Origin of the sequence: Streptomyces hokutonensis (assembly GCF_000376565.1) — a bacterium.
Taxonomy (GTDB): domain Bacteria; phylum Actinomycetota; class Actinomycetes; order Streptomycetales; family Streptomycetaceae; genus Streptomyces; species Streptomyces hokutonensis.
On sequence record NZ_BARG01000052.1, the window covers coordinates 223,404 to 250,216 of the forward strand.

At 70.9% G+C, this 26,813-nt stretch carries 23 protein-coding genes; 11 read left to right on the forward strand and 12 right to left on the reverse strand.

Translation table 11 applies throughout. The annotated features are described in order from the left end of the window. Positions 1–48 precede the first annotated feature (48 nt). The 8 genes from SSP08S_RS32190 to SSP08S_RS32225 all read right to left on the reverse strand — a co-directional run bounded on the left by SSP08S_RS32190 (position 49) and on the right by SSP08S_RS32225 (position 9,665). Complete coding sequence (locus tag SSP08S_RS32190) at positions 49–474, reverse strand: hypothetical protein (RefSeq protein ID WP_026179010.1); 426 nt, start codon at positions 472–474, stop codon at positions 49–51. A gap of 94 nt (positions 475–568) precedes the next feature. After that, entirely contained in the window at positions 569–1,789 is a 1,221-nt protein-coding gene (locus tag SSP08S_RS56300; protein ID WP_019071783.1) for a low temperature requirement protein A, read from the reverse strand. A 29-nt stretch (positions 1,790–1,818) separates the two neighbouring features. Continuing rightward, a complete protein-coding gene (locus SSP08S_RS32200) occupies positions 1,819–2,277 on the reverse strand; it encodes a hypothetical protein (RefSeq protein WP_019071784.1) in 459 nt (152 codons plus the stop codon). 46 nt (positions 2,278–2,323) lie between these two features. Further along, positions 2,324–3,349, reverse strand: a complete 1,026-nt coding sequence (locus SSP08S_RS32205) for an NAD(P)H-dependent flavin oxidoreductase (RefSeq protein ID WP_019071785.1) — start codon at positions 3,347–3,349, stop codon at positions 2,324–2,326. A gap of 44 nt (positions 3,350–3,393) precedes the next feature. Continuing rightward, complete coding sequence (locus SSP08S_RS32210; protein WP_019071786.1) at positions 3,394–4,548, reverse strand: acyl-CoA dehydrogenase family protein; 1,155 nt, start codon at positions 4,546–4,548, stop codon at positions 3,394–3,396. Continuing rightward, entirely contained in the window at positions 4,532–6,637 is a 2,106-nt protein-coding gene (locus SSP08S_RS32215; protein WP_019071787.1) for an acetate--CoA ligase family protein, read from the reverse strand. The genes SSP08S_RS32210 and SSP08S_RS32215 overlap by 17 nt, the downstream gene beginning before the upstream one ends. Before the next feature lie 64 nt (positions 6,638–6,701). Next, a complete protein-coding gene (locus SSP08S_RS32220) occupies positions 6,702–8,084 on the reverse strand; it encodes an NAD-dependent succinate-semialdehyde dehydrogenase (RefSeq protein ID WP_019071788.1) in 1,383 nt (460 codons plus the stop codon). A gap of 42 nt (positions 8,085–8,126) precedes the next feature. Next, the gene (locus tag SSP08S_RS32225; RefSeq protein WP_019071789.1) at positions 8,127–9,665 is read right to left on the reverse strand and encodes an APC family permease; all 1,539 of its coding nucleotides are present in this window, start codon (positions 9,663–9,665) and stop codon (positions 8,127–8,129) included. A gap of 158 nt (positions 9,666–9,823) precedes the next feature. On the opposite strand from SSP08S_RS32225, the gene SSP08S_RS32230 reads away from it, so the two are divergent. Together SSP08S_RS32230 and SSP08S_RS56305 are read left to right on the forward strand one after the other, a co-directional pair. Beyond that, positions 9,824–11,218: a flavin monoamine oxidase family protein gene (locus tag SSP08S_RS32230; RefSeq protein WP_281176159.1), complete on the forward strand. Its 1,395-nt coding sequence runs from the start codon at positions 9,824–9,826 to the stop codon at positions 11,216–11,218. A gap of 55 nt (positions 11,219–11,273) precedes the next feature. After that, entirely contained in the window at positions 11,274–12,140 is an 867-nt protein-coding gene (locus SSP08S_RS56305) for a TetR/AcrR family transcriptional regulator (RefSeq protein ID WP_019071791.1), read from the forward strand. Between the two features lie 61 nt (positions 12,141–12,201). Here SSP08S_RS56305 and SSP08S_RS32240 read toward each other — a convergent pair whose 3' ends face one another. The 3 genes from SSP08S_RS32240 to SSP08S_RS32250 form a co-directional block, all read right to left on the reverse strand. Next, on the reverse strand, positions 12,202–13,017 hold the full coding sequence (locus SSP08S_RS32240) for an SAM-dependent methyltransferase (protein WP_026179011.1): 816 nt from the start codon (positions 13,015–13,017) through the stop codon (positions 12,202–12,204). Positions 13,018–13,139: 122 nt separating this feature from the next. After that, a complete protein-coding gene (locus SSP08S_RS32245; RefSeq protein ID WP_026179012.1) occupies positions 13,140–13,823 on the reverse strand; it encodes a SecDF P1 head subdomain-containing protein in 684 nt (227 codons plus the stop codon). After that, entirely contained in the window at positions 13,820–14,371 is a 552-nt protein-coding gene (locus SSP08S_RS32250; RefSeq protein ID WP_019071793.1) for a SigE family RNA polymerase sigma factor, read from the reverse strand. The genes SSP08S_RS32245 and SSP08S_RS32250 overlap by 4 nt, the downstream gene beginning before the upstream one ends. Positions 14,372–15,083: 712 nt before the next feature. Here SSP08S_RS32250 and SSP08S_RS32260 point away from each other — a divergent pair. The 8 genes from SSP08S_RS32260 to SSP08S_RS32295 all read left to right on the forward strand — a co-directional run bounded on the left by SSP08S_RS32260 (position 15,084) and on the right by SSP08S_RS32295 (position 24,442). Further along, positions 15,084–15,974 (forward strand): serine hydrolase, encoded by an 891-nt coding sequence (locus tag SSP08S_RS32260; RefSeq protein ID WP_019071795.1) that lies wholly within the window; start codon positions 15,084–15,086, stop codon positions 15,972–15,974. A gap of 169 nt (positions 15,975–16,143) precedes the next feature. Then, positions 16,144–16,914 (forward strand): aldo/keto reductase, encoded by a 771-nt coding sequence (locus tag SSP08S_RS56310; RefSeq protein ID WP_019071796.1) that lies wholly within the window; start codon positions 16,144–16,146, stop codon positions 16,912–16,914. 423 nt (positions 16,915–17,337) lie between these two features. Next, a complete protein-coding gene (locus SSP08S_RS58320; RefSeq protein WP_019071797.1) occupies positions 17,338–17,586 on the forward strand; it encodes a hypothetical protein in 249 nt (82 codons plus the stop codon). A gap of 228 nt (positions 17,587–17,814) precedes the next feature. Then, positions 17,815–18,189 (forward strand): hypothetical protein, encoded by a 375-nt coding sequence (locus SSP08S_RS32275; protein ID WP_026179013.1) that lies wholly within the window; start codon positions 17,815–17,817, stop codon positions 18,187–18,189. Between the two features lie 207 nt (positions 18,190–18,396). Continuing rightward, entirely contained in the window at positions 18,397–18,756 is a 360-nt protein-coding gene (locus SSP08S_RS32280; RefSeq protein WP_019071799.1) for an ArsR/SmtB family transcription factor, read from the forward strand. A 183-nt stretch (positions 18,757–18,939) separates the two neighbouring features. Continuing rightward, entirely contained in the window at positions 18,940–21,669 is a 2,730-nt protein-coding gene (locus SSP08S_RS32285) for an AAA family ATPase (protein ID WP_019071800.1), read from the forward strand. A gap of 134 nt (positions 21,670–21,803) precedes the next feature. Further along, positions 21,804–22,853: a hypothetical protein gene (locus SSP08S_RS32290; protein ID WP_019071801.1), complete on the forward strand. Its 1,050-nt coding sequence runs from the start codon at positions 21,804–21,806 to the stop codon at positions 22,851–22,853. 125 nt (positions 22,854–22,978) lie between these two features. Beyond that, complete coding sequence (locus SSP08S_RS32295; protein ID WP_026179014.1) at positions 22,979–24,442, forward strand: DUF6351 family protein; 1,464 nt, start codon at positions 22,979–22,981, stop codon at positions 24,440–24,442. Between the two features lie 80 nt (positions 24,443–24,522). Here SSP08S_RS32295 and SSP08S_RS32300 read toward each other — a convergent pair whose 3' ends face one another. After that, a complete protein-coding gene (locus tag SSP08S_RS32300; protein WP_019071803.1) occupies positions 24,523–25,464 on the reverse strand; it encodes a serine protein kinase RIO in 942 nt (313 codons plus the stop codon). Positions 25,465–25,788: 324 nt separating this feature from the next. Between SSP08S_RS32300 and folP the strand changes: the two genes are divergently transcribed. Then, the gene (gene folP, locus SSP08S_RS32305) at positions 25,789–26,676 is read left to right on the forward strand and encodes a dihydropteroate synthase (protein ID WP_019071804.1); all 888 of its coding nucleotides are present in this window, start codon (positions 25,789–25,791) and stop codon (positions 26,674–26,676) included. The last annotated feature ends 137 nt before the right edge of the window (positions 26,677–26,813 follow it).

Consider the following 26,813-nt stretch of genomic DNA (forward strand, 5'->3'; position numbering starts at 1 on the left):
GCCGTGGGCGTCCGGGCGATGGTATTGCCCGATGAGCGGCCAAGCCGTTCATGATCCGGTGTCCGTCGGGCCGCCGACGCCGGTGGTGACCCGGCGGTAGGCGGCTCGGGCGTGGAGGAGGCGGGCCAGAGCCGTGCCCAGCAGGGCGGCGGTGAACAGGCAGCCGAGCCAGAAGGTGTCGCGGTGTCCGGCCCAGGTGAGCGTGCCGGCGGGCGGTATGGCGAAGCCGTTGAGGAAGAGCCAGCACAGGAACGCCGTGCCGGGGGCCGCCGTGAAACGGGCGCACAGACCGAGCACCACGGAGAGCAGGGACAGCGCGACCAGCGCCGGCGAGGGCCGATCGGGACCTATCAGCGCGTTGAGCAGCGCCACCAGCACCAACGCGCCACCGGATGCCGCCGCCCAGACCAGTGGCGTGGCCATGGGCGAAGGAACGGGCCGAGCTCCGGTACGGAGAGGCACCCAGTCGATCATGCCGGAGACTCCTTCTGGTCGTCCCGCTCCTCCTGGCGACGGGGAACTCAGCCTGCCCGAGCCCGCGCCACCGGTACAAGCTCGCCCCCATGGCTCAGGTCGCGGTCCCCACGGTCTCCCTCGACGACTTAGTCACCAGCCGCTCGTAGAGAATCGGCCACAAGGCGATCAGGACGAGCAGCCAGACCACGGTCACCGTGCGCACATGGGCGCCGAACCCAGCCAGCAGCAGCGGCAGTACGCAGCAGGGGAGAGCCACCGACAGCAGCCACCGCCGTTCCCGGTCGGCCTTGCCCAGCCAGGCAAGCCCGCTGAGCAGGAAGTACCCGGCCAGCGACGAGCACAGCAGCCACCGGGTGGCGTCCGGCAGCGTGTCCAAGTGCTCGGCCGCGGCTCCGAGCGCGGCGGCCAGGGCGGCGAGGCAACCGGACACGAAACAGTGCAGGGGCAGCCCCGCGCGGGAGGGCAGCACGCCCGCCGTCAGATGCGGCACCCCCGCATAGCCGTGCTCGAAGGACAACGCCCACAGTGCGGCCAGGAGGAAGAACGCCGCGACGGCGAGCACGCACAGCTTCTTGTCCCACTCCGCGTCCGAAGTGGCTTCGACGACCTGGGCGACGCCCTCACCCAGCACGATGAGGACGAAGAGGCTGAGCCGCTCGCTCAGGTGCTCCGTCTGCGACCGTGCGAGCGACGGGCCCCTTGTGGGGCCGCGTCGCGCGGGCCGTTCGTCGTGGCGTTCCCGGGCCCCCTGGCGCTCGACGAGGTCGCGTGGGGAGACCGCGAAGGTGACGTACAGATCGAGGGCGATACCGAGGGCCCAGAGCCAGTAACGCGTCGGGTCGTGCGCCCAGAGGGAGACGATCCAGGGGATCACGCCGAGCGACATCTGAGCGGCCGGCCAGTCGACGAGGATCTGACGACGGTGCTGCCAGGCCCGGCTCGCCAGACCCCGGATCAGGACGTAGGCAAGCGCGAACACGCGCGCGTGCTGGTCGTCCCCCTCGTGCACGCCCGGTACCGCCGCGGCCATGACGGCCATGCCGAACATCGCGGCCAGCACCGTACTGACGTGGGTGTTCTCGTAGGCCACGTTCGCGTACAGGGTGAAGACGATCCAAGCCGTCCAGAAGGCCAGGAACAGCAGCGCGTACAGCCCGAGATCGGACACGTCCGGGACCCCGTGCAGCAGGTGCGCGATCTGTGCCACCCCGGCCACGGCGACCAGGTCGAAGAACAGTTCCAGCCAACTGGCGTGCCGGTTCTCCTCGGAGGTCGGTTGCGGTGCCGATGCGATCGTGTCGTCTTCGCTCACCGCATCACCATGCCCCGTCGCGGCGGCGGTCAGGCCTCGGACGGCGGGGGAGCCACCATGATCGGCCACTCCTCGTCGTCGGCGAGGAGAGCGTCGAGCGTGACGTCGGGTCCCGCGGTGAACACGGCGGTCGGCTCGCTCAGGCGCGCGCAGAGTCCCGGATCGGCTGTCGTCCGGGCCTCCACGATCAGTACGGCGTCGGGGTCGATCGCCGACCGTTCGGGGAAGGCGGCGGGGTCCACGCCCACGTGCCGGAGCGGCACGGGATGGACGGCGATGCCGACCACGAGCTGCCCGGCATCGAGCGACTGCTCGGCCCAGCCGTCCGTCCGCACCAGGTAGAACGCCCCGTCGCCCTCGTAACAGTGCCCACCGAGCCGGGCCAGCGCACGCTCGCCCGGGGTGCCGTTCGGATCGACGACCAGGATGGGGAAGGCCGCGTCCGGAGCGTCGGGGGCGATGCCGGAGCGGACGTACAGGCGGGCCATGGGGCGGGGCCTCCGAAGCGGATCGGATCTGGGCGGGGGAGGGGCATCAGTACGGTATGCCACCCGTTCCCGCCGGAGTCATGTCGGCCGACGGTACGAGGTGCCCCCGGAGCCGGCCGCGGATGATGCTCTCCGCGTCCGCCACGATCGTACGGACCACCGTCTCGCAGCTCTCCACGCTGTCGATGAGGCCCTGGGCTTGACCGGCCCACCACATTCCGCCCTCCACATCGCCCCCGCGCAGCACCCGCTCCCTGCCGCGATTCCCGGAGGCGAGTTCGGCGACGTCGGAGAAGGCGGCCCCGGGGAGCGCGCCGAGGCGGGCGATGTCCTGCGAGACCGAATTGCGCGCCACCCGGGCGGTGTTGCCGAACTCCCGGAACACGATCTGGGTACCGCGCTCGTCGTTCGCGACGATCCGGGCCTTCACGTTCGGATGGATCGGCGCCTCCTCGGTCGCCTCGAACCGGGTCCCCATGTTGATCGCGCACGCCCCGAGCGCCAGCGCCGCGACGAGGCCGGAACCGGTCGCGAAACCGCCGGACGCGATGACCGGGATGCGGAGTCTGCGGGCGGCGGCCGGGATCAGGACGAGCCCGGGGACGTCGTCCTGGCCGGGGTGCCCGGCACACTCGAACCCGTCGATGCTGACGGCGTCGACGCCCAACGCCTCGGCCTTCAGCGCGTACCGGACGGCGACGGCCTTGTGTACGACCTTCACCCCGGCCTCCTTGAACGCCGGCAGGTGCGGCGCGGGGTTGCTGCCCGCCGTCTCCACGACCTTCACGCCCGAGTCGATGATGACGGCCCGGTAGTCGTCGTACGGCACCGGCTCGATGGTGGGCAGGATGGTGAGGTTGACGCCGAACGGCTTGTCGGTGAGTTCACGGCAGTGCGCGATCTCCTTGGCGAGCGCCTCCGGAGTGGGCTGCGTCAGCGCGCTGAGGAAGCCCAGGGCGCCGGCGTTCGCGACGGCCGAGATCAGCTCCGCGGTGCCCACCGCGAGCATCCCGCCGCACACGATGGGATGTTCGACCCCGAACATCTCCGTGAACTCGTTCTGGAAGGTCATGTCACTCCTGTTGCGGGGCAGAGATGTCGTAGGTGACCGGGGCGTCAGAGCCGTCGCGAGATGATCAGCCGCATGATGTCCGAGGTGCCCTCCTCGATCTCCTCCAACTTGGCGTCGCGCATCCACTGTTCGACCGGGAACTCGCGCGAGTAACCCCAGCCGCCGAGAGTCTGGACGGCACCCCAGGTCACCGCCATCGCGGTCTCCGAGGCCTGGAGCTTCGCCATCGCCGCGACCTTCGTGGCGTCCGCTCCGGCGTCCATCTGCCGCGCCGCGTGCAGGGTGAGCAGCCACGCGGACTCGATCCGCGTCGCCATGTCGGCCAGCCGGAACGCCACGGCCTGGTGCTCGACGATCGGCTTCCCGAACTGCTTGCGCTCCCGGGCGTACTTGAGCGCGTACTCGTAGGCCGCACGGGCCGCTCCGGTCGCCGCGGCGGCCAGCACGATCCGCGAGATGTCGAACGTCCTCATCAGCCCGCGGAAGCCCTGCCCCTCATCGCCGAGCCGATCGGACTCGGGCACGAAGACCTCGTCGAAGAAGATCTCCCGGCAGACGATCGCGCGCTGCCCCATCTTGCGCATGGGCTCGCCGAACCTCATCCCCTCGGCACCCTTGCGCAGCAGAAACGCGGTGACCCCGGAGGAACCCCGAGTGGGGTCGGTCTTCGCGAACACCACGTACTGGTCGGCCAGTCCCGCGTTGGAGATCCACGCCTTCTGCCCGCTGATCGAGTAACCGCCCTCGACCCGGACGGCGGTGGTGACGATGGAGGCGGCGTCGGAACCCGCTTCCGGCTCGGTGGTCGCGAGTGCCGTGTAGAGGGGGTTGGGCCCGGAGAGCGGTCGCAGCCACTCCGCCTTCTGTTCCTCGGTGCCGAGCGCGAGCAGCGGATCGGCGAAGAACCCGTTGGAGCAGACGAAGTTGCCGATGCCCGGGTCGCCCCAGCACATCTGCTCCTGGACCAGGCACTGGGTCACGACATCGGTGAACCCACCCCCGCCGTACTCCTCGGGCAGCATGAAGTCGGTGATGCCGACCTTGGACGCGGCCCGGAAGATGTCCAGCGGCGACTCGATGTCCCGCTCGTCGACCTCGCGTCCGCGCGGCCGGATCTCGTTCGCGGCGAACTCCCGGCACAGTTCGACGATCGCCCGCTGCTCATCGGTCAGCGGCCAGGGCTCAGTGGACGTGCTCACGAGATATCTCCTGCTCCTCGATGGATTCCCGGAGGCCGTTCGCCCCGGTTGTCTCTGGTACGGCTTCTACGGCACTGGAGACGACGAGCGCGTCTACGGCGAGTGCGCCTCCGGGCCCGACCCGGATCGGGTTGACCTCGATGTCCGCCACACCAGGGGTGGCCGCGATCGCCTCGGACACGGCGACGATCGCGTCGATCAGCGCGTCGAGGTCGACCGCGAGCTGGCCCCGCCAGCCGTCCAGCAGCCGGCGCGAACGCAGCCGGTCGAGCATCCCGGCCGCCGTCCGCCGGTCGACCGGCGCCAACTCCAGCGACACGTCACGCCAGAGTTCGGCGTGGACTCCGCCATGGCCCACGGCCACCGTCGGGCCGAAGTCACGGTCCCGGCGGGCGCCGATCAGCATCTCGACGACGCCCGGCCGGGTGTCCTGCTCCTCGACGACGTACTCGCCCGGTCCGAGCCGTTCGTACATCTCGCGGAACGCCTCGGCCGCGGTGTCCGGGCCCAAACCGGTTCTGACGGCCTGGAGTTCGCTCTTGTGCTCGATCCAGCCGGCCTTGAGCACCAGCGGCGGTCGCAGGGACGCGCAGGCCTCCGCGAACCCGGCCGCGCCGGTGACCCGTCGTGCCTCGGGCATCGCGACGCCGAGGGCCGTGAGGAACGTACGAGCCGCCCAGTAGCCAGGAGTTGGGACGGCCGTTTCGGTTCGCACGGTCGTCGGGATGGGCCTTGGCTGTCCGCCCAGCCGGGTCACGTGGCCCAGCGCGCCCAGGGCCGCGTCGACGGTGTCGAAGACCGGGACGCGGCACTCCCGAAGCCGGGCGACCGCAGGCGACGCGGCACTCATGCTGTGCACGACCAGCGGCACGCGCGCGGAGCCCGTCCGGTGGCCCAGGCGGTCGATCACGGCGGACTCGGCGTCCACGAGGCTCGGCGAGTCCTCGCCGTAGCAACCCAGATACCCCGACAGGACGATCGAGTCGACCTCGCCGGAGGCGGCCACCAACTCGACGACCCGCGCGTAGACCTGGAGATCCGCTTCCCCCGCGCCCGCGAGGTCCACCGGATTGGACACCGCCGCGGCGGCGGGGAGCAGGGCACGCAGGCCGGTCTGCAGCCGGTCGGTGAAGACCGGCGTGCGGAGGCCATGGTCGGTTGCGAGATCGGCGGCGATCCCGCCCTGCCCGCCGCTGTCGCTGATGATCGCGACCCGACGTCCGTTCGGCGGTGCGGTCGCGTCCAACACCCTTGCAGCGTCGACGAGTTCGCGCGGTGACGCCACCCGGAGGACTCCGGCGGCGCGGCACGCCGCGTCGACGACATCGAGCGCCGAGGTCATCGAACCGGTGTGGGACCGCGCGAGCCGGCGGCTGCCCTCGCTGGCACCCGTGGTGAGAACCAGCGCGCGCTTGCCGGCGCGGCGGAGGGCCGCGAGGGCGGCGACGATCCGAGCTCCGTCCGCGAAGCTCTCCAGATAGAGCGCCACCGTGGTGGTGTGTTCGTCGGTGACGAGCGATTCGAGTACGTCGACGGCTCCCACGTCGAGCTGGTTGCCGACCGAGTAGAAGCGCGACACGCCCAGTCCGGCCCGTGCGCCGAGCCCGGCGATCTCGGAGCCCAGCTGACCGCTCTGCGAGACGACCGCCAGGCTTCCGGGCGTGAAGTTCCCCCAGGCGAGCCGGAGTTGGGTGGCCGCGTTGAACAGCCCGAGGCTGTTCGGCCCGATCATCCGCGCGCTCGACTCCCGCAGCAGCGCGGCGAGTTCGGCCTCGTCGGCGCCAAGTCCCGTGGTTATGGCGAGGAACGCGCGGCAGCCCTTGGCCAGGGCGTCCCGCACGACGGGGAGGACGTGCTCCGGCGGCACGCACACGACGACGAGGTCGGGGGTTCCCGGCAGGTCTCCCACCGACGGACGGCAGGGCTGCCCCAGCACCTGCGCGGCACGGCGGTTGACCAGCCACACCTGCCGCCGATCGGCTCCCGCGAGGGCGCCGGTGGCGAGCCAGTAGCCCCATTTGGCGCGGTCCTCGGTGGCACCGACGACGGCGACGGACGAGGGGTCGACGAAGGCCTGGGGAAAGGACACGGACGGTCTCCCGGTCTCAGGTGTCGTCGGCGGGCCGGAGCGGTGAGCTGCGACGCCGAACTGATCAGACATGGGGCTGCACCGCCGCACAGACGAGCCGCTTGTTCATGAACTCGCTGACTCCCGGGCCGAGTTCGCGGCCGAAGCCGGAACGCCCGACGCCGCCGAAGGGCAGTTCGGGACCGTCCATGGACGGGGTGTTGATGTTCGCCATGCCGGTCTCCAGTCGCTCCGCGACGCGGCGCGCCCGCTCGGGATCGGCGCTGAAGACGGCGGCTCCGAGCCCGTACGGGGTGGAGTTGGCGAGTTCGACCGCGTGTTCGTCGTCCGTCACGCGGTGGACGACGGCCACCGGCCCGAAGAGCTCCTCGTGCCAGGCCCGCATGTCCTCGGTGACGTCCACCAGGACGGCGGGGGAGAAGCGGGCCGACCGGTCAGGTGCCAGGACACCGCCGGCGAGCAGGCGGGCGCCCTTGGCGACGGCGTCCCCGACCTGGGCCGCGAGGTGTTCCGCCGCCGCGCGGGAGGCCAACGGAGGATGTACGGCGGTGTCGACGGCATCGGCCTCGGCGACGAGCGCGGTCACGAACTCGTCGTAGATGTCGGCCATCATGAGGATGCGTTTGTTCGAGGTGCAGGCCTGCCCGTTGTTGTGAATGCGGGTTCGCCAGGCCAGAGTTGCCGCAGTCGTCACGTCGGGGGAGTCCAGCACGATGAACGGGTCCGAGCCGCCGAGTTCGAGCACGCACTTCTTCAGGTGCCGGCCCGCCGCCGCGGCGACGACCGAGCCCGCACGTTCGGAGCCCGTGAGCGACACACCCTGCACCCGGGGATCCGCGATGACGGCCTCGATCTGTGCGTGCGTGGCGAAGACGTTGAGGTAGGCCCCGTACGGCAGCCCTGCGTCGAGGAACACTTCCTCAAGCGCGCGGGCGGTGAGCGGGACCGACTCGGCGTGCTTGACGATCACGGTGTTGCCCAGCACGAGATTCGGGACGGCGAAGCGGGCGACCTGGTAGCAGGGGTAGTTCCAGGGCATGACGCCCAGCACGGGGCCGATCGGGCGGGACTGCACGACCGCGCGGCCTTCGCCGTGGGGCGCGAGTTCCTCGTCGGCGAGCAAAGCGGGGCCCTGGTCTGCGTAGTAATCGAAGATCGACGCGCAGTACTCGATCTCGTCGATGCCTTCGGAGAGCGGCTTGCCCATCTCCAGCCGCATGGTCGCGGCCAGTTCGTCGGAGCGTCGTAGGAGTGCTGCGCCCGCGCGGCGGACGAGATCCACGCGTTCGGCGACGGTGCGCTCCCGCCAGCCGAGGTACGCCGCGTGCGAGGCGTCCAGGATTTCGGCGACCTCGGTATCGGTGGCGTAGGGGAAGGAGCGGACCGGTTCACCGGTCGCGGGATCGACGACCTGATAGGCGGGCTGCCCCGCGCCATGCAGGGTCATGAGCAATCAACCTCGAGGGCTCGTAGGGTGGAGGGGTCGAACTCAGGCCTGGGCCACGGGAGTTGACCGACGTGTGAAGAACGTCGGATACAGGCGTCGGCAGATCAACAGGGCGAGCAGTCCCAGCAGGACCGTCCCGGTGCCGATCACGAACGTGCCGCCGACGCGGGATCCCGAGGAGAACGGGAGGGTCCAGCTCGTACCGCTGTTGATCGGGTCCCAGGCCTGCACCAGGCTCCAGGCACCCGCGCCGAGCAGGACGATCCCGCCGATCGCGGGCAGGACGACGGTCAGCCAGAGGTCCGCCGCCTTGGCGCGCGGCCCGGCGCGGTGCACCCAGGCCGACGTGAGCCCGGTGAGGCCGTAGTAGAAGGCGATCAGCACCCCGCAGGCGGACACCGCGTCGCCGAGGACGAGGCCGTGGCCGAGGAAGTTCAGCGCGACGTACACCACCGCGCCGATGACCCCGACCGCGATCGTGCCCACGTGCGGGATGCGGAAGCGCGGGTGCACCCGGGCCAGCGCGCGCGGGAGCGCGCCCTGGTCGCCCATCGACAGCATCGTGCGGCTCAGGGTCAGTACGGTCGTCTCCGTCGAGGCGGCGGCCGAGGTGAGGACCATGAGGATCAGCAGGTGCCACAACACCGAGCCGAAACCGCTCGACCCGAACACGGCGGTGCCGAAACCGTAGAGGACGTCCCCGGAGTTGTCCGGGTTGTTCAGGCCGATCCCGGAGTCGCCGACGCCGGCGAAGGAGATCGCGGCGAACGTGGCGAGGAGGTACAGCAACACCAGCAGCACCGTGGACCAGGTCGCGGCGCGGCCCGGGACGCGGTGCCGGTCGGCGGTCTCCTCGTTGACGGTGAGCGCCGTCTCCCAACCCCAGTAGATGAACAGCATCAGCACCAGCGCGCTGACGAACGCGCTCAGGGACGCGCCCTCGAACGGGTTGAGCCAGGACAGGCTCGGACGCCGGGTCCCGGTCGGCGCGGAGCCGGCGTACACCTTGACGAGCGCGACGACGGACAGGACCACGAGCATCCCGAACTCCAGGAAAAGCAGGGCGCGTTGGACCGCCGCCGCGATCTCGATACCGCGGTAGCAGACGAGGGTCATCAGCGCGAGCCAGCCGAGTCCGGCGAGGAGCACCCGCCAGTTCGCCGGATCGGAACCGATGTTCTCGGCGCCCGCCAGCAGGAACACGTACTGTCCGGCGACCTGCGCGAGGCTGCCGATCACGAGGACGAAGGACGCGATGATCGCCCAGCCGCCGAGGAAGCCGAGGCTCGGGTTCAGGGAGCGGGTGGCCCAGGTGAAGATCGTGCCGCAGTCCGGATCGCGGCGGTTGAGCGCGGCGTAGCCGAAGGAGACGAACAGGATCGGGACGAAGGCGAGCACCACGACGGCCGGGGCCTGGAAGCCGACGTAGCCGACGACGAACGCCAGCGTGGCGGTGAGGCTGTAGGCGGGCGCGGCGGATGCCACGGCGAGGATCAGGCTGGTGGCCATGGAGAGCGCGCCGGAGCGCAGGCCTTTGTCCGTCTGGACCTCGCGCACGTCGAGTTGCGAATCTGAGGTCATTGCCACTCCCGATCTATTGGTCTACGGGTACCGACAAGAAAACGCAATGACTGATTGGCGAGTCAGACTGGCTGCGGCGGAAGGTGCTGTCAAGACCTCGATCGCAATTTTGTGGGATGTATTGACTGATGAGTCAGTGTTGCGGCACGGTGGCCGGCGTGACAGCACTCGAGACTTCTGCCGTCGATACCGAGGTCGTCGTCGTGGGCGCCGGATACGCGGGACTGAGCACCGCGTGGCGGCTGGCCGACGCGGGGGTCGACGTCGTCGTACTGGAGGCCGCCGACCGTGTGGGCGGCCGTGTGTTCAGCCAGGTGAGCCCGTCGGGCGTGCGCATCGACCACGGAGGACAGTGGATCGGGCCCGGCCAGCGACGGTTCCACGCGCTCGCGGATCGCTTCGGCTGCCGGACGTTCCCGACCTGGGAGACCGGTCGGCACGTCGAGATCCGCGCCGACGGTACCCGCGTCGACTACGCGGGTGGCGCGCCGGACAGTGGCCCGGGCATCGAGGAGTACGAACGCGTCACCGCCCTGCTCGACGACCTCGCCCGTACTGTCGTCCTCGAACAGCCTTGGTCCACCCCGCGGTTCGCGGAGTTCGACGCCCTGTCGGCCGAGGACTTCTTCCGCGCGCAGACGGCCGACGAGGACGCCCTGGCGCGGCTGGCGCTCGCGATCCAGGGCGTGTGGTGCGCCGAACCGCGTGAGATCTCCTTTTTCCACGTGCTGTTCTACCTGGCCTCCGGCGGCGGCTACGAACAGCTGATGGAGACCCGCGGCTGCGCCCAGGACGCCCGCTTCTCCGACGGGGCGGACGCGGTGGCCCACGCGCTCGCGAAGTCGCTCGGCGGGCGGGTCCGGCTCGGCGAACCGGTGCTGTCCCTGCGCCAGACCGCGCACGGAGTCGAGGCGTGCACCGGCCACACCGTCGTCCGCGCGCGGCGAGCCGTCGTCGCCGTGCCCCCGGCGGCGGTCGAACGGATCGCGTTCGACCCGGTGCTCCCCGCCGGGCGGCGCGGCTGGGTACGCCACTCGCCCATGGGACGGGTCGCCAAGGTGCACGCCGTCTATGAGGAACCCTTCTGGCGCGCGGCCGGACGTTCCGGCATCGCGACGCTCTACGGCGAGAGCCCGGTCGGCGTCGTCTTCGACAACTCCCCGGAGGACGCCTCGCGCGGCGTGCTCGTCGCGTTCGTCTACGGCGACCGGCTCGACCGCTGGTCCGCCGGAACCGACACCGAGCGCCGCCGCGAAGTACTGGCTGCACTGTCCGCGGTGGCCGGGCCCGAGGCCGGAGTGCCCGTCGACTACGTCGAGAGGATCTGGCCCCGGATGGGCTGGACCATCGGCGGCTACGAGTGCTTCGTGACCCCGGGCGGCTGGACCCGGCACGGCAGGGACGGCTGGCGGGAGCCGTCCGGGCTCGTCCACTGGGCGGGGACCGAGACCGCCTCGGTGTGGAACGGCTACATCGACGGGGCGATCTCGTCGGGCGAGCGGGCCGCGGCCGAGGTGATCAGCGCCCTGACGGCCGTCGCCCACCCGGGGTGAACCGCGTTGCCCGAAATCCGGGGTGAACACCCTTGCCTGACATACTGACCGGGTTATGACCAGCATCGAAGAGCGGCCGGCCGCGACCGCCGCCGATCTGCCGGAACGCGTCCGTACGGCGATCCGGGCCGCCGCCGTCTCCCAGCGCGAACTCGCCCACCGGATCGGCATGGACCCGACCGCCCTGTCCAAGGCGCTGCGCGGGACGCGGCGGCTGCGCGACGAGGAGATCGCCGCGATCGCGAAGGCCTGCGGGGTGTCCGTGGCGTATCTCGTCGAGGGTGTCGGTCCGGAGCCCGTGCTCCCGCCCGACACCGGACGGGACCGGGCGCAGCCGGTGACGGCACAGGAACGGCGGGACCAGATCCTGGAGGCCGCGACCGTCCTCATCGCCCGCCGCGGCTACCACAACGTGCGCGTCTCCGACATCGCCCGCTACTGCGGGACCAGCACGGCGACGGTGCACTACCACTTCCCCAGCAAGGAAGCCACGCTGCACGCGGCGCTCGAGTACTACGCCCAGCGGTTCCGCACCCGGCTCGACGAGGAGTTCGGCCGGGCGACCTCCGCGCGGGACAAGCTGCGCCGCCTCATCGAGGTCCAACTCCCGCTCACCGCCGACGACATCGACGAGTGGTCGGTGTGGATCCAGTTCTGGAACCAGGCGATGCTGGAACCCGGGCTGCGGTCCGCGCAGCGGCGGATCTACTCCGGCTGGTACCGGGTCGTGGTGGACCTGCTGCACGAGTGCCGGTCCGAGGGCCTGGCGCCGGAGGCCGACGTCGAGGCCCTCGCCGACCGGTTCACCGCGATGGTCGACGGCCTGGCGATGCAGATCCTCGCCGGCTCGACCGAGATGCGGCCGGACCGCATGCGCTCACTCCTGCTGCGGGCCTTCGAACCGCACCTCGATCTGACCTGACCTCACCGATCGGCCTGGGGCACCGGCGATCTGTACGAGCTTCAGAGTGAAGCTCGGGGTGTCACGGCTTCCGGGCGAGGCCGCCGTGCTCGCCGATCTGTTCCGGAGCCGGGGACGTGGACTCCGGGCGCCAGAGGGGAACCGAGACCACCCCCGGGTCCACCAGCTCCAGACCGTCGAAGTACGCCGTGATCTCGTCGACGGTGCGCAGGTTGTAGGGAACGGCACCGCTCTCGTTGTAGGCGTCCTGGGCCTGCTCGAAGACCGGGTCGATGCCCCGCGAACCGTCGTTGATGGAGAGGTAACTCCCGGACGGCAGCGCGTCCATCAGGCGGGTGACGATGGAGAGCGCCTGGTCGTGGGTGGCGACGTGGCCAAGGATGTTGCTGAGGATGAGGGCGGTCGGCTTGCTGAGGTCCAGGGTCTTGGCGGCTTCCGCCAGGATGCGGTCCGGGTCCGTCACGTTGGCGTCCACGTAGGCGGTCACGCCTTCCGGCGTGGAGTAGAGCAGCGCGTGGGCGTGCGCGAGGACCATCGGATCGTTGTCGACGTAGACGATCCGGGCCTCGGGGGCGATCCGCTGGGCGACCTGATGGGTGTTGTCAGCGGTCGGCAGACCGGTGCCCACGTCCAGGAACTGGCGGATGCCCGCCTCGGAGACCAGGTACGTGATGTTGCGGCGCAGGAAGGCGCGGCTGCTGCGGGCGATGGTGACGATGCCGGGGAACACGGCGGTGTACGCGTCCCCGGCCTCCTCGTCGACGGGGTAGTTGTCCTTGCCGCCCAGCCAGTAGTTCCAGATCCGGGCCGAGTGCGGCACCGATGTGTCGATCTTCTGCTGTGCGGCCGGTCCGGGCGTCATTGCTTGGTCTGGCATGGGTAGCGTTCGTCCTTCAGCCGAGGTGTGCGGTGTCCGCCGCTCAACCTACGTCCCAACGGCACGGCCGCGTAAGCCAGTTCGTCTCTCCGGAGCAATCGAGTACTGGTGCGCACGCATCCTCACTTGTGGGTTCCCAGACGGAGGGCCAGGCTGTGGGCGGATTCGCTGGTGAGCCCACCGACGACGCCGAAGCGGCCTTCGGTGAGAGGGGCGGCTACGTAGGCCGTGTCGCGGATCTTGCCGTCGATGAGGACGGCCAGTTCGTTGCGCGGGGCCGGGGCCGTGGCGAGGGTGCCGGTGAGGTCGGCGAGGCGGGTCCGGTCCGCGGAGTTCAGGGTCACCACGACCTCCCACTCGCCGGCGCTGCTGAGGGCCTTCGCGGAGACGGCACGCACGTCGGTCATCCCGCGTGCCCGGTCGACCTGGACGCAGGACGCCGGGCTGGCCGCGGGCAGCCGCAAGGTGTAGCCGCCGCTGCCGGCGGCGCAGGCGTGCTCCGTGACGGACGTGACCGGCAGGAGGGAGATCCTGGCCGCCTGCTCGGCGTTCCCGACGCCTCCTACGGCGGGCCGCACCTGGTGCGCGCCCCAGGTCCCGCCGTCCGCGACGGCGATCCCGGCGGTGGCGATCGCGGCGACGGCGATGACTCCCGCCCCGGCGCGGGCCAGCCGCTGCCGCCGCCGGGCGACCCGCAACGCGTCGTCGGCCAGGGCGACCAGGTAAGGACCGGCGGCGTCGCCCCCGCTCTCTTGGACATGGGCGTGCAGGGCATGGTGCAGGGGGTGTTCGGTCGACTCGATCATGCGACGGTGCTCCTTCCGGAGGCAGGGGACGGGGAGGGAGCAGCCGCCTGTGCCGCCTCGGCGAAGGCGGAGCGGAGGGCTGTCAGGGCCTTGTGGGTCTGGCTGCGGACCGTGCCTTGGGAGATGCCCAGGATCTCGGCGATCTCGGGGTCCGGCAGATCCTCGAAGTAGCGCAGCACGATCACCGCGCGCTGACGCTTGGGCAGACGCCGTAGCGCGGCCATGATGTCCTGCCGCTGGACCACGGTGTCGGCCCAGTCGGCGGCCTGCGCGGGCGGCTCGGGCAGTGTGTCGGTGACGGTCTCCTTGCCCCAACTGAGCAGTCGGAAGCGGTCTATCTGGGCGTGGTAGATCGCCCGGCGCACATAGGTCTCCGGCTGCTGCCGGTCGCGTAGTCGCGACCAGCGCCGGGCGGTGGACGCGAGTGCGGTCTGGACCAGGTCGCGGCCCTGCTCCCAGTCCCCGGTCAGCAGGTAGGCCGTCTGCAGCAGCGATCTCGACCGTGCCGCCACGAACTCGCGGAACTCGCGTTCATCGTCGGCGTTCAAAGTGCCCTCCCTTGTTCCCCCGTAAAGACGTGTACGGCAGGGGGTTCTACTGCCTTGCAGTTAGGACTTTTTTCGACTGCGATGCTCCCGACGGCCGTCGGCGCCGACCGCACCACCGACAGCGTGCGGCTCGAGGCCGGCCGGTCCGGAACACCGGTGTGCTTCTCCTCGGCGCGACGATCGCCTCACTGGGGCAGCGGGCCTTGTGGTCCTCCGCCTTCACGCTGGTCAGCAATTTGTCCGGCAGGTGGAGACGGATCGAGGCAGGCGCGGCTGTCGAACGTGTTGTCCGCCGATGCCGCGCCCGCTGACCTCCGCGGGCGGTACATGGCCGTCTTCCCGTACTGCTTCGCGATCGCGACAGTCGTGGCCCCACTGCTGTTCCCCGTTCTGTTCGAGGTGTCGAGCGCGGCCCCATGGCTTGTCCTCGCGGCGCTCGCACTCCTGACGATTCCAGGCGTGCCGACCCTTGCTCCCCGTCTGCCGCAGTCCGCGCCGGCCGTAGCCGAAGGTCCTGAGAAGCCGAGGGGGAGGCGGTAGTTCGCAGCAGTGCTCGTGGGGGCCGTAGCCCGATCCAGGGCGGTCCGTGAGCTGTGGCTATCCTCACAAATCGTGCCTATAGGGCTTTTCCGTGGCACCGGTCACGTCACGGAACGGCCGCCTCGTCTACGTTCGCAGCTCTGTGCCCCCGCCCCCGAACCGCCGAGGCCCCATGTCGTACCGACCGAATCCCCGACAGACCACGTCGACCGCGAGCACCCCCGGCCGTCGCGGCCGTCGCGCGGCGCTCCTCACCGGCGCAGTGTCCACCCTTCTCGCGATCGCCGCGGTCGGCCCGGCCGCGGCGGCCGACACCGGCACGCCGGCGCGCTCCGGCACCGGCACCACGCAGACGACCGCGACGAGCGAGGCACGCGTGACGACCGCGGTGCTGGACCTGGACCACCCCGCCCTGAAGCCGCAGGTGCGTGGGAAGGACGTCCCCTACGACACGGCCAGCATCATCAAGGTCGACATCCTCGCCACGCTGCTCCTCCAGGCCCAGGACGCCGGACGTGGTCTCACCCAGCAGGAACGCACCTGGGCCACGGCGATGATCGAGCACAGCGACAACGACGCGGCGAACGCACTCTGGCGGCGGATCGGCCAGGCGCCCGGCCTGGAGGCGGCGAACAAGCGCCTCGGTCTCTCATCGACCGTGGGCGGAGCCGCCGGCAGGTGGGGACTCACGCAGACCACGGCGACCGACCAGATCCGCCTGTTGCAGGCGGTCTTCGCCGAGGGCGGGACCTCGTCCGCGAGCGGCTCCGTACTGACCGGGACGTCCCAGACCTACATCCGTACGCTGATGACCCGCATCGCCGCCGGACAGTCGTGGGGCGTCTCGGCGGCCTCCGACGCCGGGTGGGCGCTCAAGAACGGCTGGCTGCAGCGCAGCACCACCGGCCTGTGGGACATCAACAGCGTCGGAGAGGTCACCTCGGGAACGCACCACTACCTCGTCGCGGTCCTCTCCGCAGGCAACGCGTCGATGGCGGGCGGCATAGCGGCGGTCGAAAGCGCGGCCCGCACGGCGGTCTCCTCGGCACAGGCGGCCGGCTGACGGCGCACCCCGCCGCACTGGTCCTCCAGCGATTGCCCAGCTGCGACTTCGGTGCCACCCCGTGGAACACACCCGCTGTTCCCTGCGGCCAAGCCGCCTGACGTCGGCCGTACCCGTCCGCGTGCCCACGCGCGCGAGGAAGGGGGACCGACGAAGAAGAGGCACGGACATGGAATACGCGCTTCTCGGGTCCAGCGGGCTCCGGGTGTCCAGGCCGGCGGCCCTGGGCACCGCGACCTTCGGAGTCTCGCCCACCGAGGCCGACACACAGCGGGTCGTCGACTTCGCACTCGACCAGGGCATCAACTTCGTCGACACGGCCAACTCCTACGGCAACCAACCGCGGTTCGACCGCCCGGGAGCGCCGTCCGCCGAGGAGCGGGCATCGGCGGAGGAACTCGTGGGGCGGGCCATAGCCGCCAGGCGCGACCATGTCGTACTCGCGACCAAGGTCCCGGACCCCGTCGGGCCGGGCCCGAACGACGGCTCTTTCACCGGCGGCGGCCTGAGCCGAGCGCACATCGTCACGACGGTGGAGCGCAGCCTGCGCCGCCTGCGCACCGACCACATCGACATCTACTACATCTACTACGCCCATCACCCGGATCCCGTCACGGATGTCGCGGACACCATCGGCACGTTCGAGGACCTGATCCGGGCCGGGACGATCCGCTACTACGCCCTGTCCACCTACGCAGGCTGGGAGTTGACGGAAGCCGTGCTCACGGCGGACCGGCTCGGAGCACGGCGGCCGGTCCGCCATCAGGTGCTCTACAGCCTCGCCGAGCGAGGTGTCGAAGCCGAGGTCATGCCCGCCGGCCGACACCTGGGCATCTCCACGACCGCGTTCAGTCCACTCGCCGGCGGTCTGCTCGCGGGCGGTGCCGGCCTGCGCGCCGTCGCGGGACCGGCTTCGACCCACGCGACCCTGTGTCGCTGAGCGTCCGACTCGCGAGCCCCGGTGAGGTGTTGCCGCGGGTCGGTATCGCCAGGTCCGGGGCGCCGGGTGGCCTGTCGGCCTCGGCGGGCGGGGTGATCGCCCGGGCGGCGCGCGCACTGGAGGAGGCCGGGTACGAGGTGGAGGAGGTCGACGTCCCGCAGCTGGAGGAGGCGTACCGGCTCTGGTACCTCCTGGTCCTGGAGGACTTCCGGGTGCTGTGGCCGGGCGTCGAGAGCCTCGGGGACGACGGCCTGCGGGCTGCGGCGCGGCACTACTTCGAGGTCGCGGGCGAGTGGTGGGGGACGTCGCCGGACCTCCCCGCCTACATCCAGGGCTGGACCCGCCGAGGCGTCCTGATCGCCGAACTCCAGGCATTCCTGGAGCGGTACCCGATCCTGGTCCTCCCCCCCCTCGACCGAGCCCGTGTTCGGGCAGGACGCCGACACCCACTCGGCGGACCGCATGCGTCAGCCCGTCCAGGCGCAGTACGCCCCGATGGCGGTGCCGGTCCTCGGCCTTCCCGCGGTCGCGGTCCCGACCGGCGTCGTCGACGCCCTTCCGGCGGGGGTCCAACTCCTGGGCGGGAAGCTCCAGGAACGGGTACTGCTCCGGGCCGCGAAGGCGATCGAGTCGCGGGTGGGGAGGTTCACTCCGATCGGCCCGAGACGGTGAATGTGCGAGGGATCTTGTAGTTCCGCCCGCGCCTCGGATGGGTCAACTTTCGTACCAGGCACGGCAGTTCCGGCCCATCAACAGATCCTGTCGGGCCGTTGTTCGATCGTCCGGAGTCAGTCTCGAAGAGATGCTCCGCGGGCGAGGGCCGGATGCCTACGGTCCGGACGTCGAGGCGGGTCGGGGGTACCGGCCCGCCGCAGTCAACGGAACGCAAGGGGAGGCATCGTGGCGAGTGTTGAAGTGTCGCTGAAGGAGATGATGGCCGGCATCGAGGGGGCGATGGGGGCAGCGGTCGTCGACTACACCAGCGGAATGGCGCTGGGCACGCTGGGCGGCAGCAAGAGTCTCGACCTGACGGTCGCCGCGGCCGGCAACACGGATGTGATCCGGGCCAAGGTGCGCACCATGGAACAGCTGGGCCTCAAGGGCCAGATCGAGGACATCCTGATCACGCTGGACGGCCAGTACCACCTGATCCGCCTGGTCACCGGCCGTGACGGCAACGGCCTGTTCCTGTACCTCGTCCTGGACAAGGCCCGCTCGAACCTGGCCATGGCCCGCCACCAACTCAAACGCGTCGAGGCGGCGATCGAGATCTAGCCCGTCCTGACGCGCGGGAACCACGTCTGCCCATGATGTGAAGACTTCTTCAACTCGCGATATCTGCATGGTCGCAATGTGCGGTTGTGCGGGGACCGAGACGTGAAGGATCGGCTTCGGAGGGCGGCCTGCGATGTGGCGGCACTCTCGGGTACCGCCACATCCCGGCGGCTGCGGTCCGAACAACCCGGCAAGGAGCGAGCATCCATGCAGGTCCCCCTCTACCAGGTTAAGGCAGACTTCTTCCGCATGCTCGGCCACCCCGTGCGCATCAGGGTCCTGGAACTCCTCCAGCACGGTCCGGTGTCCGTACGGGACCTGCTCGCCGACATCGAGATCGAACCCTCCAGCCTGTCGCAGCAGTTGGCCGTCCTGCGGCGCTCCGGGATCGTCGTCTCCACACGGGAGGGCTCCACCGTCCGCTACGAACTCGCCGGCACGGACGTCGCCGACCTCCTGCGCGCCGCCCGCCGTATCCTCACCGAACTCCTCACCGGCCAGAACCAGATCCTCGCCGAACTCCAGCAGGCGGACGCCCCGCCGCGTCCGGTGCCTACGTCTCGGTGAGGCCGGGACGGGAGAACGGCGTTGCAGCGGCCGAACTCGCCCATTCGGCGCGCCTGTTGGGTCCAGGGAGTTCGACACCTGGACTGCTCGCGCCTTCCTGAGGACGATGCTCGCAGGGGGCGGCCGAGGGGGTGAGCCGAGGTGGACCATGCGGGTCCCACAGTTCGGCCGGGGCCGGAGGGCGTGTTCGTCGGGCGCGCGGAGAGCCTCGCGCTGCTGGCCGGCGCCCTGGAGCGGGCTCGGGCCGGAGTCCCCGTGCGCGTTCTCGTCGAGGGTCCGGCGGGGATCGGCAAGACCGCCCTCGTACGTCACTTCCTGTGCGGTTCCGGGCAGGTGCTGCGGGCCGCGGGAGAGGAGGCCGAGTCCGAGCTGGCCTTCGGCGTGCTAACGCAGTTGCTGGGGCCGAGGGTCCGCTGGACGGACGCCTCGGCGGCGGGTGCGGAACTGCTGGAGGCGTGGGACGAGGCGCAGGAGGGTGATCCCGAGCCCAGGGAACCGGTCGTCGTGGTGGTGGACGACGCCCAGTGGGCCGACCACGCGTCTCTCCAGGCACTCACCTTCGCCGTACGGCGGCTGCGGGCCGACCGGGTGCTGGTGCTGGTGGTCGTGCGGGACGTCGACGACGCACGGCTGCCGGATGGACTGCGGCGGTGCTTCACCGCGGACGACGTCGTGCGGGTCCGGCTGGACGGGCTCGCGCCCGCCGAACTGCGGCGACTGGGAAGCGAGTTGGGCACAGCCGGGCTGACGGTCGCGGCGGCCGACCGGTTGTACGCGCACACCGGGGGCAACCCCCTCCACGTCAAGGCCCTGCTGGAGCAGGAGGGCCCCGGGCTGCTGGAGGCGCTGGCGCGGACCGACGTCGCGCCGCCCGCACCCAGGTCGTTCACCGCACTGGTGCTGGCCCGGCTCGCCGCGATCGGCGCGCCGGCCGAGGCACTGGTCTGCGCGGCGGCGGTGCTCGGCGCCCACAGCGGACTCGCCGAAGCGTGGACGGTCGCCCACGGGAACCCGCGAGGAGCCGTCGGCGGTGACGCACTTGCCGCCCTCGAAGAGGCAGTGCGCGCAGGCCTGTTGACCGAGGCGGCCGGTGACCCGGGTATCCGGTTCCCGCATCCCCTCGTGCACGCCGCCGTGTACCACCGGCTCGGTCCCGCGCGACGGGCCGCGCTGCATCTGCGGGCCGCCGCCGTCGTGACGGACGAGGCGCAGTGGTTACGGCACCGGGCGCTCGCGGCGGTCGGTCCCGACGAGGGGCTGGCCGCCGAACTGGCCGCGCTGGGCCGGAAGTTCGCCGCCGAAGGTGCCTGGGCCGGCGCGGCGGGGCAACTCGAGGCGGCCGCCCGGCTGAGCCCGGACGGCGGGGTCCAGGAGCGGTGCTCGCTCGAAGCCGTGGAGTGCCGGCTGCTTGCGGGGGACGTACAGGATGTGGGGGAAGTCGCCGAACGGATACGGCAGTTCGCGCCCGGCGGATGGCGCAGCTACCTGCTGGGGCGGCTCAGCCTGTTCGACGTGGGGCGCGCCGAGGCGCTGCTCACGGATGCCTGGCACCGCTGCGACCCGGAGGCCGAGCCCTTGCTGGGGGCGCGGATCGCGGGGCAGTTCGCCGCACTGCACGGCAGCATGTCGCACGGAGCCGAGATGGCCGAATGGGCGGACCTGGCCCTGCGTCTCGCGCCGGACGACACCGCCACCGACATGATCCGCTACCTGCGCCTGATCGGGCTCGCGATGAGCGGACGGGCCGCGGACACCCTGGCGGAGCTCGGCCCGCTGCCCGACCCGGTCCTCGCGTCCCCCGCACAGCTGGAGAACCTTCTGGGCCGTGGGAACCTGCGCCCGTTCGTCGGCGATCTCACCGGTGCCGTAAGGGACTTGAGCGGGGTGTTCGGCGCCTGTCGCGGGCGGGCCGCCTCGTTCCGGGTGGTCGCCGCGACAGGGCTCGCCTCCGCCGAGTACCGCGTGGGGCGCTGGGACGACGCGCTCGTCCACACCGAGTTCGCCCTGTCGCTCGCCGCCGACACCGATCAGCCGCACATCGCCCTGCACAGCAGGACACTGGCCGCCCAACTGTGCGCGGCACGCGGCGAGTTCGCCAAGGCGCAGGCACACGCGTCCGTGGTTCGCGCCTACGCCGGGGGCAGTCATGTGAGCCCGGCGCTGGCGGCAGCGCTCGCCGAGGGCTGTCTGGCCCGCGCCCAGGGTGATCCGGAAGGCGTCGTCGTGGCCCTCGATCCACTGCTCGCGCTCGGCCCGCGCGGCTCCCTCGAAGAGCCCGGAACCGTACCGTGGGCAGACCTTCTCTCCGACGCGTGGGCCGCCCTCGGCGAGGAGAAGCGCGCCGCAGGGATCCTCGCCCCGTACGAAGTGCTCGCCGCCCGGCGGGGGCACCACGAGGCGCTGCTTGTCGCCGCCCGTGCCCGCGGCACGCTGGAGGCCGCGCGCGGCGACACCGAAGCCGCCGAACGCGCCTTCCGGCTGGGCCTCAGGCACTCCGCCCATGTCGAGGCCCCCTTCGACCGGGCCCTGCTGCACCTCGCCTACGGCGGTTTCCTGCGGCGCACGGGGAAGCGCACCGTTGCGGGCGAGCAGTTGCAGAGCGCCCGCGACCTCCTCGTACCCCTGGAGGCGAAGCCCGATCTGGAGCGCTGCGACAGGGAGTTGGCCGCGTGCGGGCTGCGCCCCGCCGCGCGCCCCGAGCGGCCGTCGGACCTGGCCGTGCTCACCCCGCAGGAGCGTGCCGTCGCCCGTCTGGTGGCGTCCGGGCTGACCAACAGGCAGGTGGCGCGCGAACTCGTCATCAGCGTCAAGACCGTCGAGTACCACCTGGGGCGGATCTTCCCGAAGCTGGGCGTGGACTCCCGCACCCGGCTCGCGGCCCGGCTGGCCGCCGTGCCCGACCCCCGTTCCTAGGGATACCCCGGGTGCCGCACCCGGGGTGCCGGGCCGGCGCCGGCCGTAGCGTCGGTGGAACTTCGCACTCGTGGGCCCGAGGCCCGTAGCGGAGGAATCCCAACCACACGCAACCAACCGGGGGATCGACTGTCATGGTCGACAACACCAGTCAGATAGTGACCGACATACCGCACGCCAAGGTGAAGGCGGTGGCCGAACGTGTTGTGCAGGAGCTGAGGCTCGCCGCCGACAAGGTCGCCGCGCACCACGCCGAGCCCGCCAGGTACCCGATGCCCGAGGACAAGGGCGCCGCGGAACACCTGCTGGCCCAGCGCTTCGACCGGCTGTCCGACGACAAGAAGAAGCGGGCGGCGGACGCGGTCGTCGCCGACCTCAAGGACGTGGCGGGCCGGGCCCGACGCCTCGGCGACCTGGCCCGGGTCGACCTGCGCTCACCGGCCTCGGTCGACGCGCAGATCCGGCGCATGCCCTTCCCGGAGCGGTTGAAGTTCCCGGCCGACGAACTGAAGAAGCTGCCCTTCCTCCTCCCCGAGGAACCGCAGGCCGGCGCGGGGACCGCGGCCGCACCGTCCGCGCTGCACAAGCTGGAACTGCGCATCCACAGCGTGAAGTGCCTGGCCGAGACGTCGGAACTGGGCTCCGACGAGATCTCCCTCGCGGGCACCAGTGTCGACGAGAGCGGCGACGCCCTGAAGATCAGCCCGTTCGACGTGCGCAGCTTCGACGACGGAGACGTCAAGACGTACGCGCCGCCGAAGCAGTTCCACTGGTTCAACCTCGACGAGGGAGGCACGACCTACCCGAAGTCGTACTTCGTCACGCTGGTGCTCGCGGAGACCGACTTCGGCGGGCTCGCCACCTACGTCGACCGACTGCTGGACATGGTCAGGACGAAGGTCGCCGCCTACCTCGCCGCGGCGGTCGGCGCGGCGATCGGCGCTTCGGGCGGACTGCTCGGCATCCTCATCGGCATGGCGGTCGGCGCGGCCGTCGGCTGGGCCTTCGACCAGCTGAAGGGCATCGTCGAGGACGACGTGTTCACGCCCGTGACCCTCAGCACCGTCATCCCGGCACTGACCGGCCGCTGGAACGGCAAGCCCGAAACGGCGGCGGCGTCCGCCGAGTACCGCGGCTTCGGCGGGCACTACCGCGTGACGTACACCTGGCGCATGTTCAACTGATCGGTGCGCCACGGCGGGCGAACACTATGAACGCAATGATCGACGGGTAGTCCCCGAGTGGGGCGGTTCCTAGCATCACGGTTCGCAGGGCACGTTCGCACAGCGAAACCACAGGAGCCGCTCCCTTGAAGACATTTGACGCACCTGTACCAGTACGCAGACGCCTCTCGTCCCCTCGCCACCGCCGGGCGGCGCTGGCCGCAGCCCTCGCCGCGGCACTCCTCGGTACGCTCGGCAACGCCCCCGCGCCCCGGACGGAGACCGTGCGGCCCGCGGTGGCAGCCTGCCCGCCCAACCTGCTCGGCAAGGCGACCTGCTACACCGGCCAGGACGCCAACGGGGCGTACTACGCGATGGCCGTCCCGACGCAGTGGAACGGATCCCTCGTCGTGCACGCGCACGGCGGCCCCGATCTCGGCGACTCCTCGGACCCGTCACGGAGCACCGACGATCTGGGCCGTTGGGCGGTGATGGTCGAGGAGGGGTACGCCTGGGCCGGCTCGTCCTACCGCCGTGGTGGCTACGGGACCCGGATGGCCGCCGCCGACACCGAGAACGTGCGCAAACTGTTCGTCTCGGAGTTCGGCAAACCGAAGCGCACCTATGTGCACGGCCAGTCCTGGGGCGGCGACGTCGCCGCCAAGGTCGCGGAGACCTACGGCAGACAACCCGGCGCCTACGACGGCGCGCTCCTCACGAGCGGCGTCCTCGGCGGCGGTTCGCGCGGCTACGACTACCGCGTCGACCTGCGGGTGGTCTACCAGTACTACTGCCACAACCACCCCCGCCCGAGCGAGCCGCAGTACCCGCTGTGGCAGGGGCTGCGCGCCGACTCCACCATGACGAGCGCCGGGCTCCGCGCCCGCCTTCAGGAGTGCACCGGATTCGCCTCCGCCCCCGCTGAGCGGACCGCGCTCCAGCAGCGCAACCTCGACGACATCCTCGCCGTCACCCGCATCCCGGAGCGCGCGCTGGAGTCACATCTGCGGTTCGCGACCTTCACGTTCCGGGACATCGTGTCGAACCGGCTCGGCGGCCGTAACCCCTTCGGCAATAGGGGCGTGTGGTACTCGGGTTCGCACGACGACAAGGCGCTCAACGCGGGCGTCGAACGGTTCTCCGCCGACCCGACCGCGCGCCGCGACCTCTCCTACGACAGCGACCTGACCGGCAAGGTCTCCATCCCCGTCCTCACCCTGCACGCGATCGACGACCCCACCGCCTTCGTCGAGCACGAGGCGGCCTACCGCGCCACTCTCCAGGGCGCGGGCCGGGGCGGCAACCTCGTCCAGACCTTCACGACGGAGACCGAGCACAGCGCGCTGAGCGACTCCGAGTACGCCAACTCGATTGCGGCGCTTGACACTTGGGTCCGCCACGGACGCAAGCCGACCCCGCGCTCGGTCGCGGCTTCCTGCGCGGACTTCGACGAGAAGTACGGCAGCGGGTGCTTCTACGACCCGACCTTCCGCCCCGCGCCCTACGCCTCACGGATCCGGCCCCGGCCGGGTGGGCTCGCCTGGCCCGCCATGACCGCGGCACAGGAACGGGCGTGGAGCCGGATCGACGGTGTGGGGATCGCTCCCTGACCGCCGGCGGTGTCGTCGGTGACCCGGTGGGTGTTCCGGAGGGTCACCGACGACGGAGTACGGCCGGCCGCCCGGTTCGGTCAGAAGGCGTGTGCCATCAGTTCCGCGAACAGCTCGTGCTCGTCGACGTCGAGGCCCCGTGAGCGGAACCAGCCGCAGATGTTGGCGCAGTCGCGCTGGAGGAAGGTCATCCCGTTGAGGTTGCCGACCAGATCGACGATCTGTGGCAGATCGATGATCACCAGCCGCTCGCCCGCCGCCAGGATGTTGTACGCCGAGAGGTCACCGTGCACAAGGCCGTTCTGCACCATCGTCGCGAGCGCGTCGGTGAGCTGCTCGAAGTACGCCGCGAGCAGCTCGGGCGAGGGTCGGGTCTGGGCGAGCCGGGGCGCCGTCGCGACGGTGCCGTCCTCGTCGACGACGGTGATCCATTCCATGAGGATCTCGGTGCCGTCGATCTGGACCGGATAGGGAACCGGCAGCCCGAGGTTCCAGAACCGCACCAGCGCACCCCACTCGGACACCGCCCACTCGCCGGCCGCGACCTGCCGGCCGAAGGTGCTCTTGCGTTTGACGGCCCGCTCGTCGCGTGAGCGTTTCATCGAGCGGCCCTCGGTGTAGGACGCGGCGCGGTGGAAGGACCGGTGTTCGGGAGAGCGGTACCGCTTGGCCGCCATCACCACGCCGGCGTCGGGGTCGAGCGGGTCGGCGCGCTCGACGAGGTGGACGTCGGCCTCCTTGCCGGTCTTGAGGACGCCGAGTTCGGTGTCGATCGCGCCCTGCGAGGTCACCACCCAGTCCGGGAGCGGCTCGGGGCCGCGGGAGAGGGGTTCGACGCTGAGCCAGGTCGACCAGCGCTGGCCGTCGGCGAGGTCGTCGTCGTAGGCGCGGAAGTCGAAGACGAACCGGTCGTCGACGTCGCCCAGGCCGTCCGGCACCGGGACGGAGCGGTGCGCGTCGGTGCTGAAGTCGTCAGGGAACGAAGGGAGTTGAGAGTGCTGCGGGAGATCGTCGTGAGACATCGCTGGAGGTGCTCCATGGAGTGAGTGAGAGGTGGTCTGCGGGCATGCCGAGGACAGTCGTGATCACGGTCGTGCCTCCTCTCGTGGAGCACCGGGCAGCTCCCGGTCGCTCGCCCATGGTGAAGGGCGGACCGGGGGAGCGGCAACCGAATAAAGCAGGTCGAGTGGTCCACCCGTCGCAGTACGCGCCGACGGTCGCGAAGACAGTCATCCACAGGTGCTAGATCGATTTAGCTTTCCTCTGTAACCTGACGACCTAATCGATTTAGTATTCCTTTCTCGCGGCGGGACGCGGGATCAAGGAGGTTGCCACCGATGCCAACCATGCAAGACGTCACCCTCGGGCGGCCGGGAACGCACACCGAACTCGAAGGGCTGCCCCGGCCCGGACGATGCCTGGTCATGGGGATCCTCAACGTGACACCCGACTCGTTCTCGGACGGCGGCCTGTACGCCGACACCGGACGCGCCGTCGACCGGGGGCTGGCACTCGCCGCTCAGGGTGCGGACATCGTGGATGTGGGCGGCGAATCCACCAGACCGGGGGCGTACCCCGTGGGTCTGGACGAGGAACTGGCCCGGACCGTCCCGGTGGTGCGCGCGTTGGCCCGGGCCGGCGTGTGCACGAGCATCGACACCATGCACGCGCCCGTGGCCCGGGCCGCCGTCGAGGCGGGTGCTCGTCTGGTCAACGACGTGAGCGGCGGCCTGGCCGACCCCGCCATGGCCTCGACCGTCGCCGCGGCCGGCGTTCCGTACGTCGCCATGCACTGGCGTGCGCCGAGCCACGAGATGGACCGCCATGCCGTGTACGGCGATGTCGTCGCCGATGTCGTCGCCGAACTCGGCCTGCGGGTCCGGCAGTTGGCGGACGGGGGAGTCGACCCCGCCCGCGTCGTGCTTGATCCGGGAATCGGTTTCGCCAAGCGCCCCGAGCATGACTGGGCGCTGCTGGCCCACCTGGGCTCCCTCCGGCGACTGGGGTATCCGCTGCTCGTCGGCGCGTCGAGGAAGCGCTTCATCGGCGCGGCCCTCGCGGCCGGGGGTGCCGGTCGGGTGCCGCCCGCGGAGCGGGACGTGGCATCCGCGGCGGTCTCCGCGCTCGCCGCCGTCGGGGGCGCGTTCTGTGTGCGCGTCCACGACGTCCGCGCCGGTCTCGACGCGGTGCGCATGGCTGCCGCCTACCGCGCACACCTCGACCGGGGACTGTAGAAAAACCTGCGCACCGGCCCTCGCCTTGAGCGAGGCCACTCTGTTAGCTTCCGCTAGATCGTTCTAGTGACGCAATCCCCCCAACTCGTCGAGCCGGACAGGGGCCTTCGTCGGCGTACTAGATCGATTTAGCTCCC

Excerpts from the sequence above, each read along its gene's own strand:
- SSP08S_RS56310 (WP_019071796.1), top strand. The coding sequence starts at position 16,144 with ATGGAATACGCGCTTCTCGGGTCCAGCGGGCTCCGGGTGTCCAGGCCG.
- folP (WP_019071804.1), top strand. The coding sequence starts at position 25,789 with ATGCAAGACGTCACCCTCGGGCGGCCGGGAACGCACACCGAACTCGAA.
- SSP08S_RS32200 (WP_019071784.1), bottom strand. The coding sequence starts at position 2,277 with ATGGCCCGCCTGTACGTCCGCTCCGGCATCGCCCCCGACGCTCCGGAC.
- SSP08S_RS56305 (WP_019071791.1), top strand. The coding sequence starts at position 11,274 with ATGACCAGCATCGAAGAGCGGCCGGCCGCGACCGCCGCCGATCTGCCG.
- SSP08S_RS32280 (WP_019071799.1), top strand. The coding sequence starts at position 18,397 with ATGCAGGTCCCCCTCTACCAGGTTAAGGCAGACTTCTTCCGCATGCTC.
- SSP08S_RS32205 (WP_019071785.1), bottom strand. The coding sequence starts at position 3,349 with ATGACCTTCCAGAACGAGTTCACGGAGATGTTCGGGGTCGAACATCCC.
- SSP08S_RS32190 (WP_026179010.1), bottom strand. The coding sequence starts at position 474 with ATGATCGACTGGGTGCCTCTCCGTACCGGAGCTCGGCCCGTTCCTTCG.
- SSP08S_RS32260 (WP_019071795.1), top strand. The coding sequence starts at position 15,084 with ATGTCGTACCGACCGAATCCCCGACAGACCACGTCGACCGCGAGCACC.
- SSP08S_RS32240 (WP_026179011.1), bottom strand. The coding sequence starts at position 13,017 with ATGCCAGACCAAGCAATGACGCCCGGACCGGCCGCACAGCAGAAGATC.
- SSP08S_RS32225 (WP_019071789.1), bottom strand. The coding sequence starts at position 9,665 with ATGACCTCAGATTCGCAACTCGACGTGCGCGAGGTCCAGACGGACAAA.
- SSP08S_RS32245 (WP_026179012.1), bottom strand. The coding sequence starts at position 13,823 with ATGATCGAGTCGACCGAACACCCCCTGCACCATGCCCTGCACGCCCAT.
- SSP08S_RS32300 (WP_019071803.1), bottom strand. The coding sequence starts at position 25,464 with ATGTCTCACGACGATCTCCCGCAGCACTCTCAACTCCCTTCGTTCCCT.
- SSP08S_RS32220 (WP_019071788.1), bottom strand. The coding sequence starts at position 8,084 with ATGACCCTGCATGGCGCGGGGCAGCCCGCCTATCAGGTCGTCGATCCC.
- SSP08S_RS32290 (WP_019071801.1), top strand. The coding sequence starts at position 21,804 with ATGGTCGACAACACCAGTCAGATAGTGACCGACATACCGCACGCCAAG.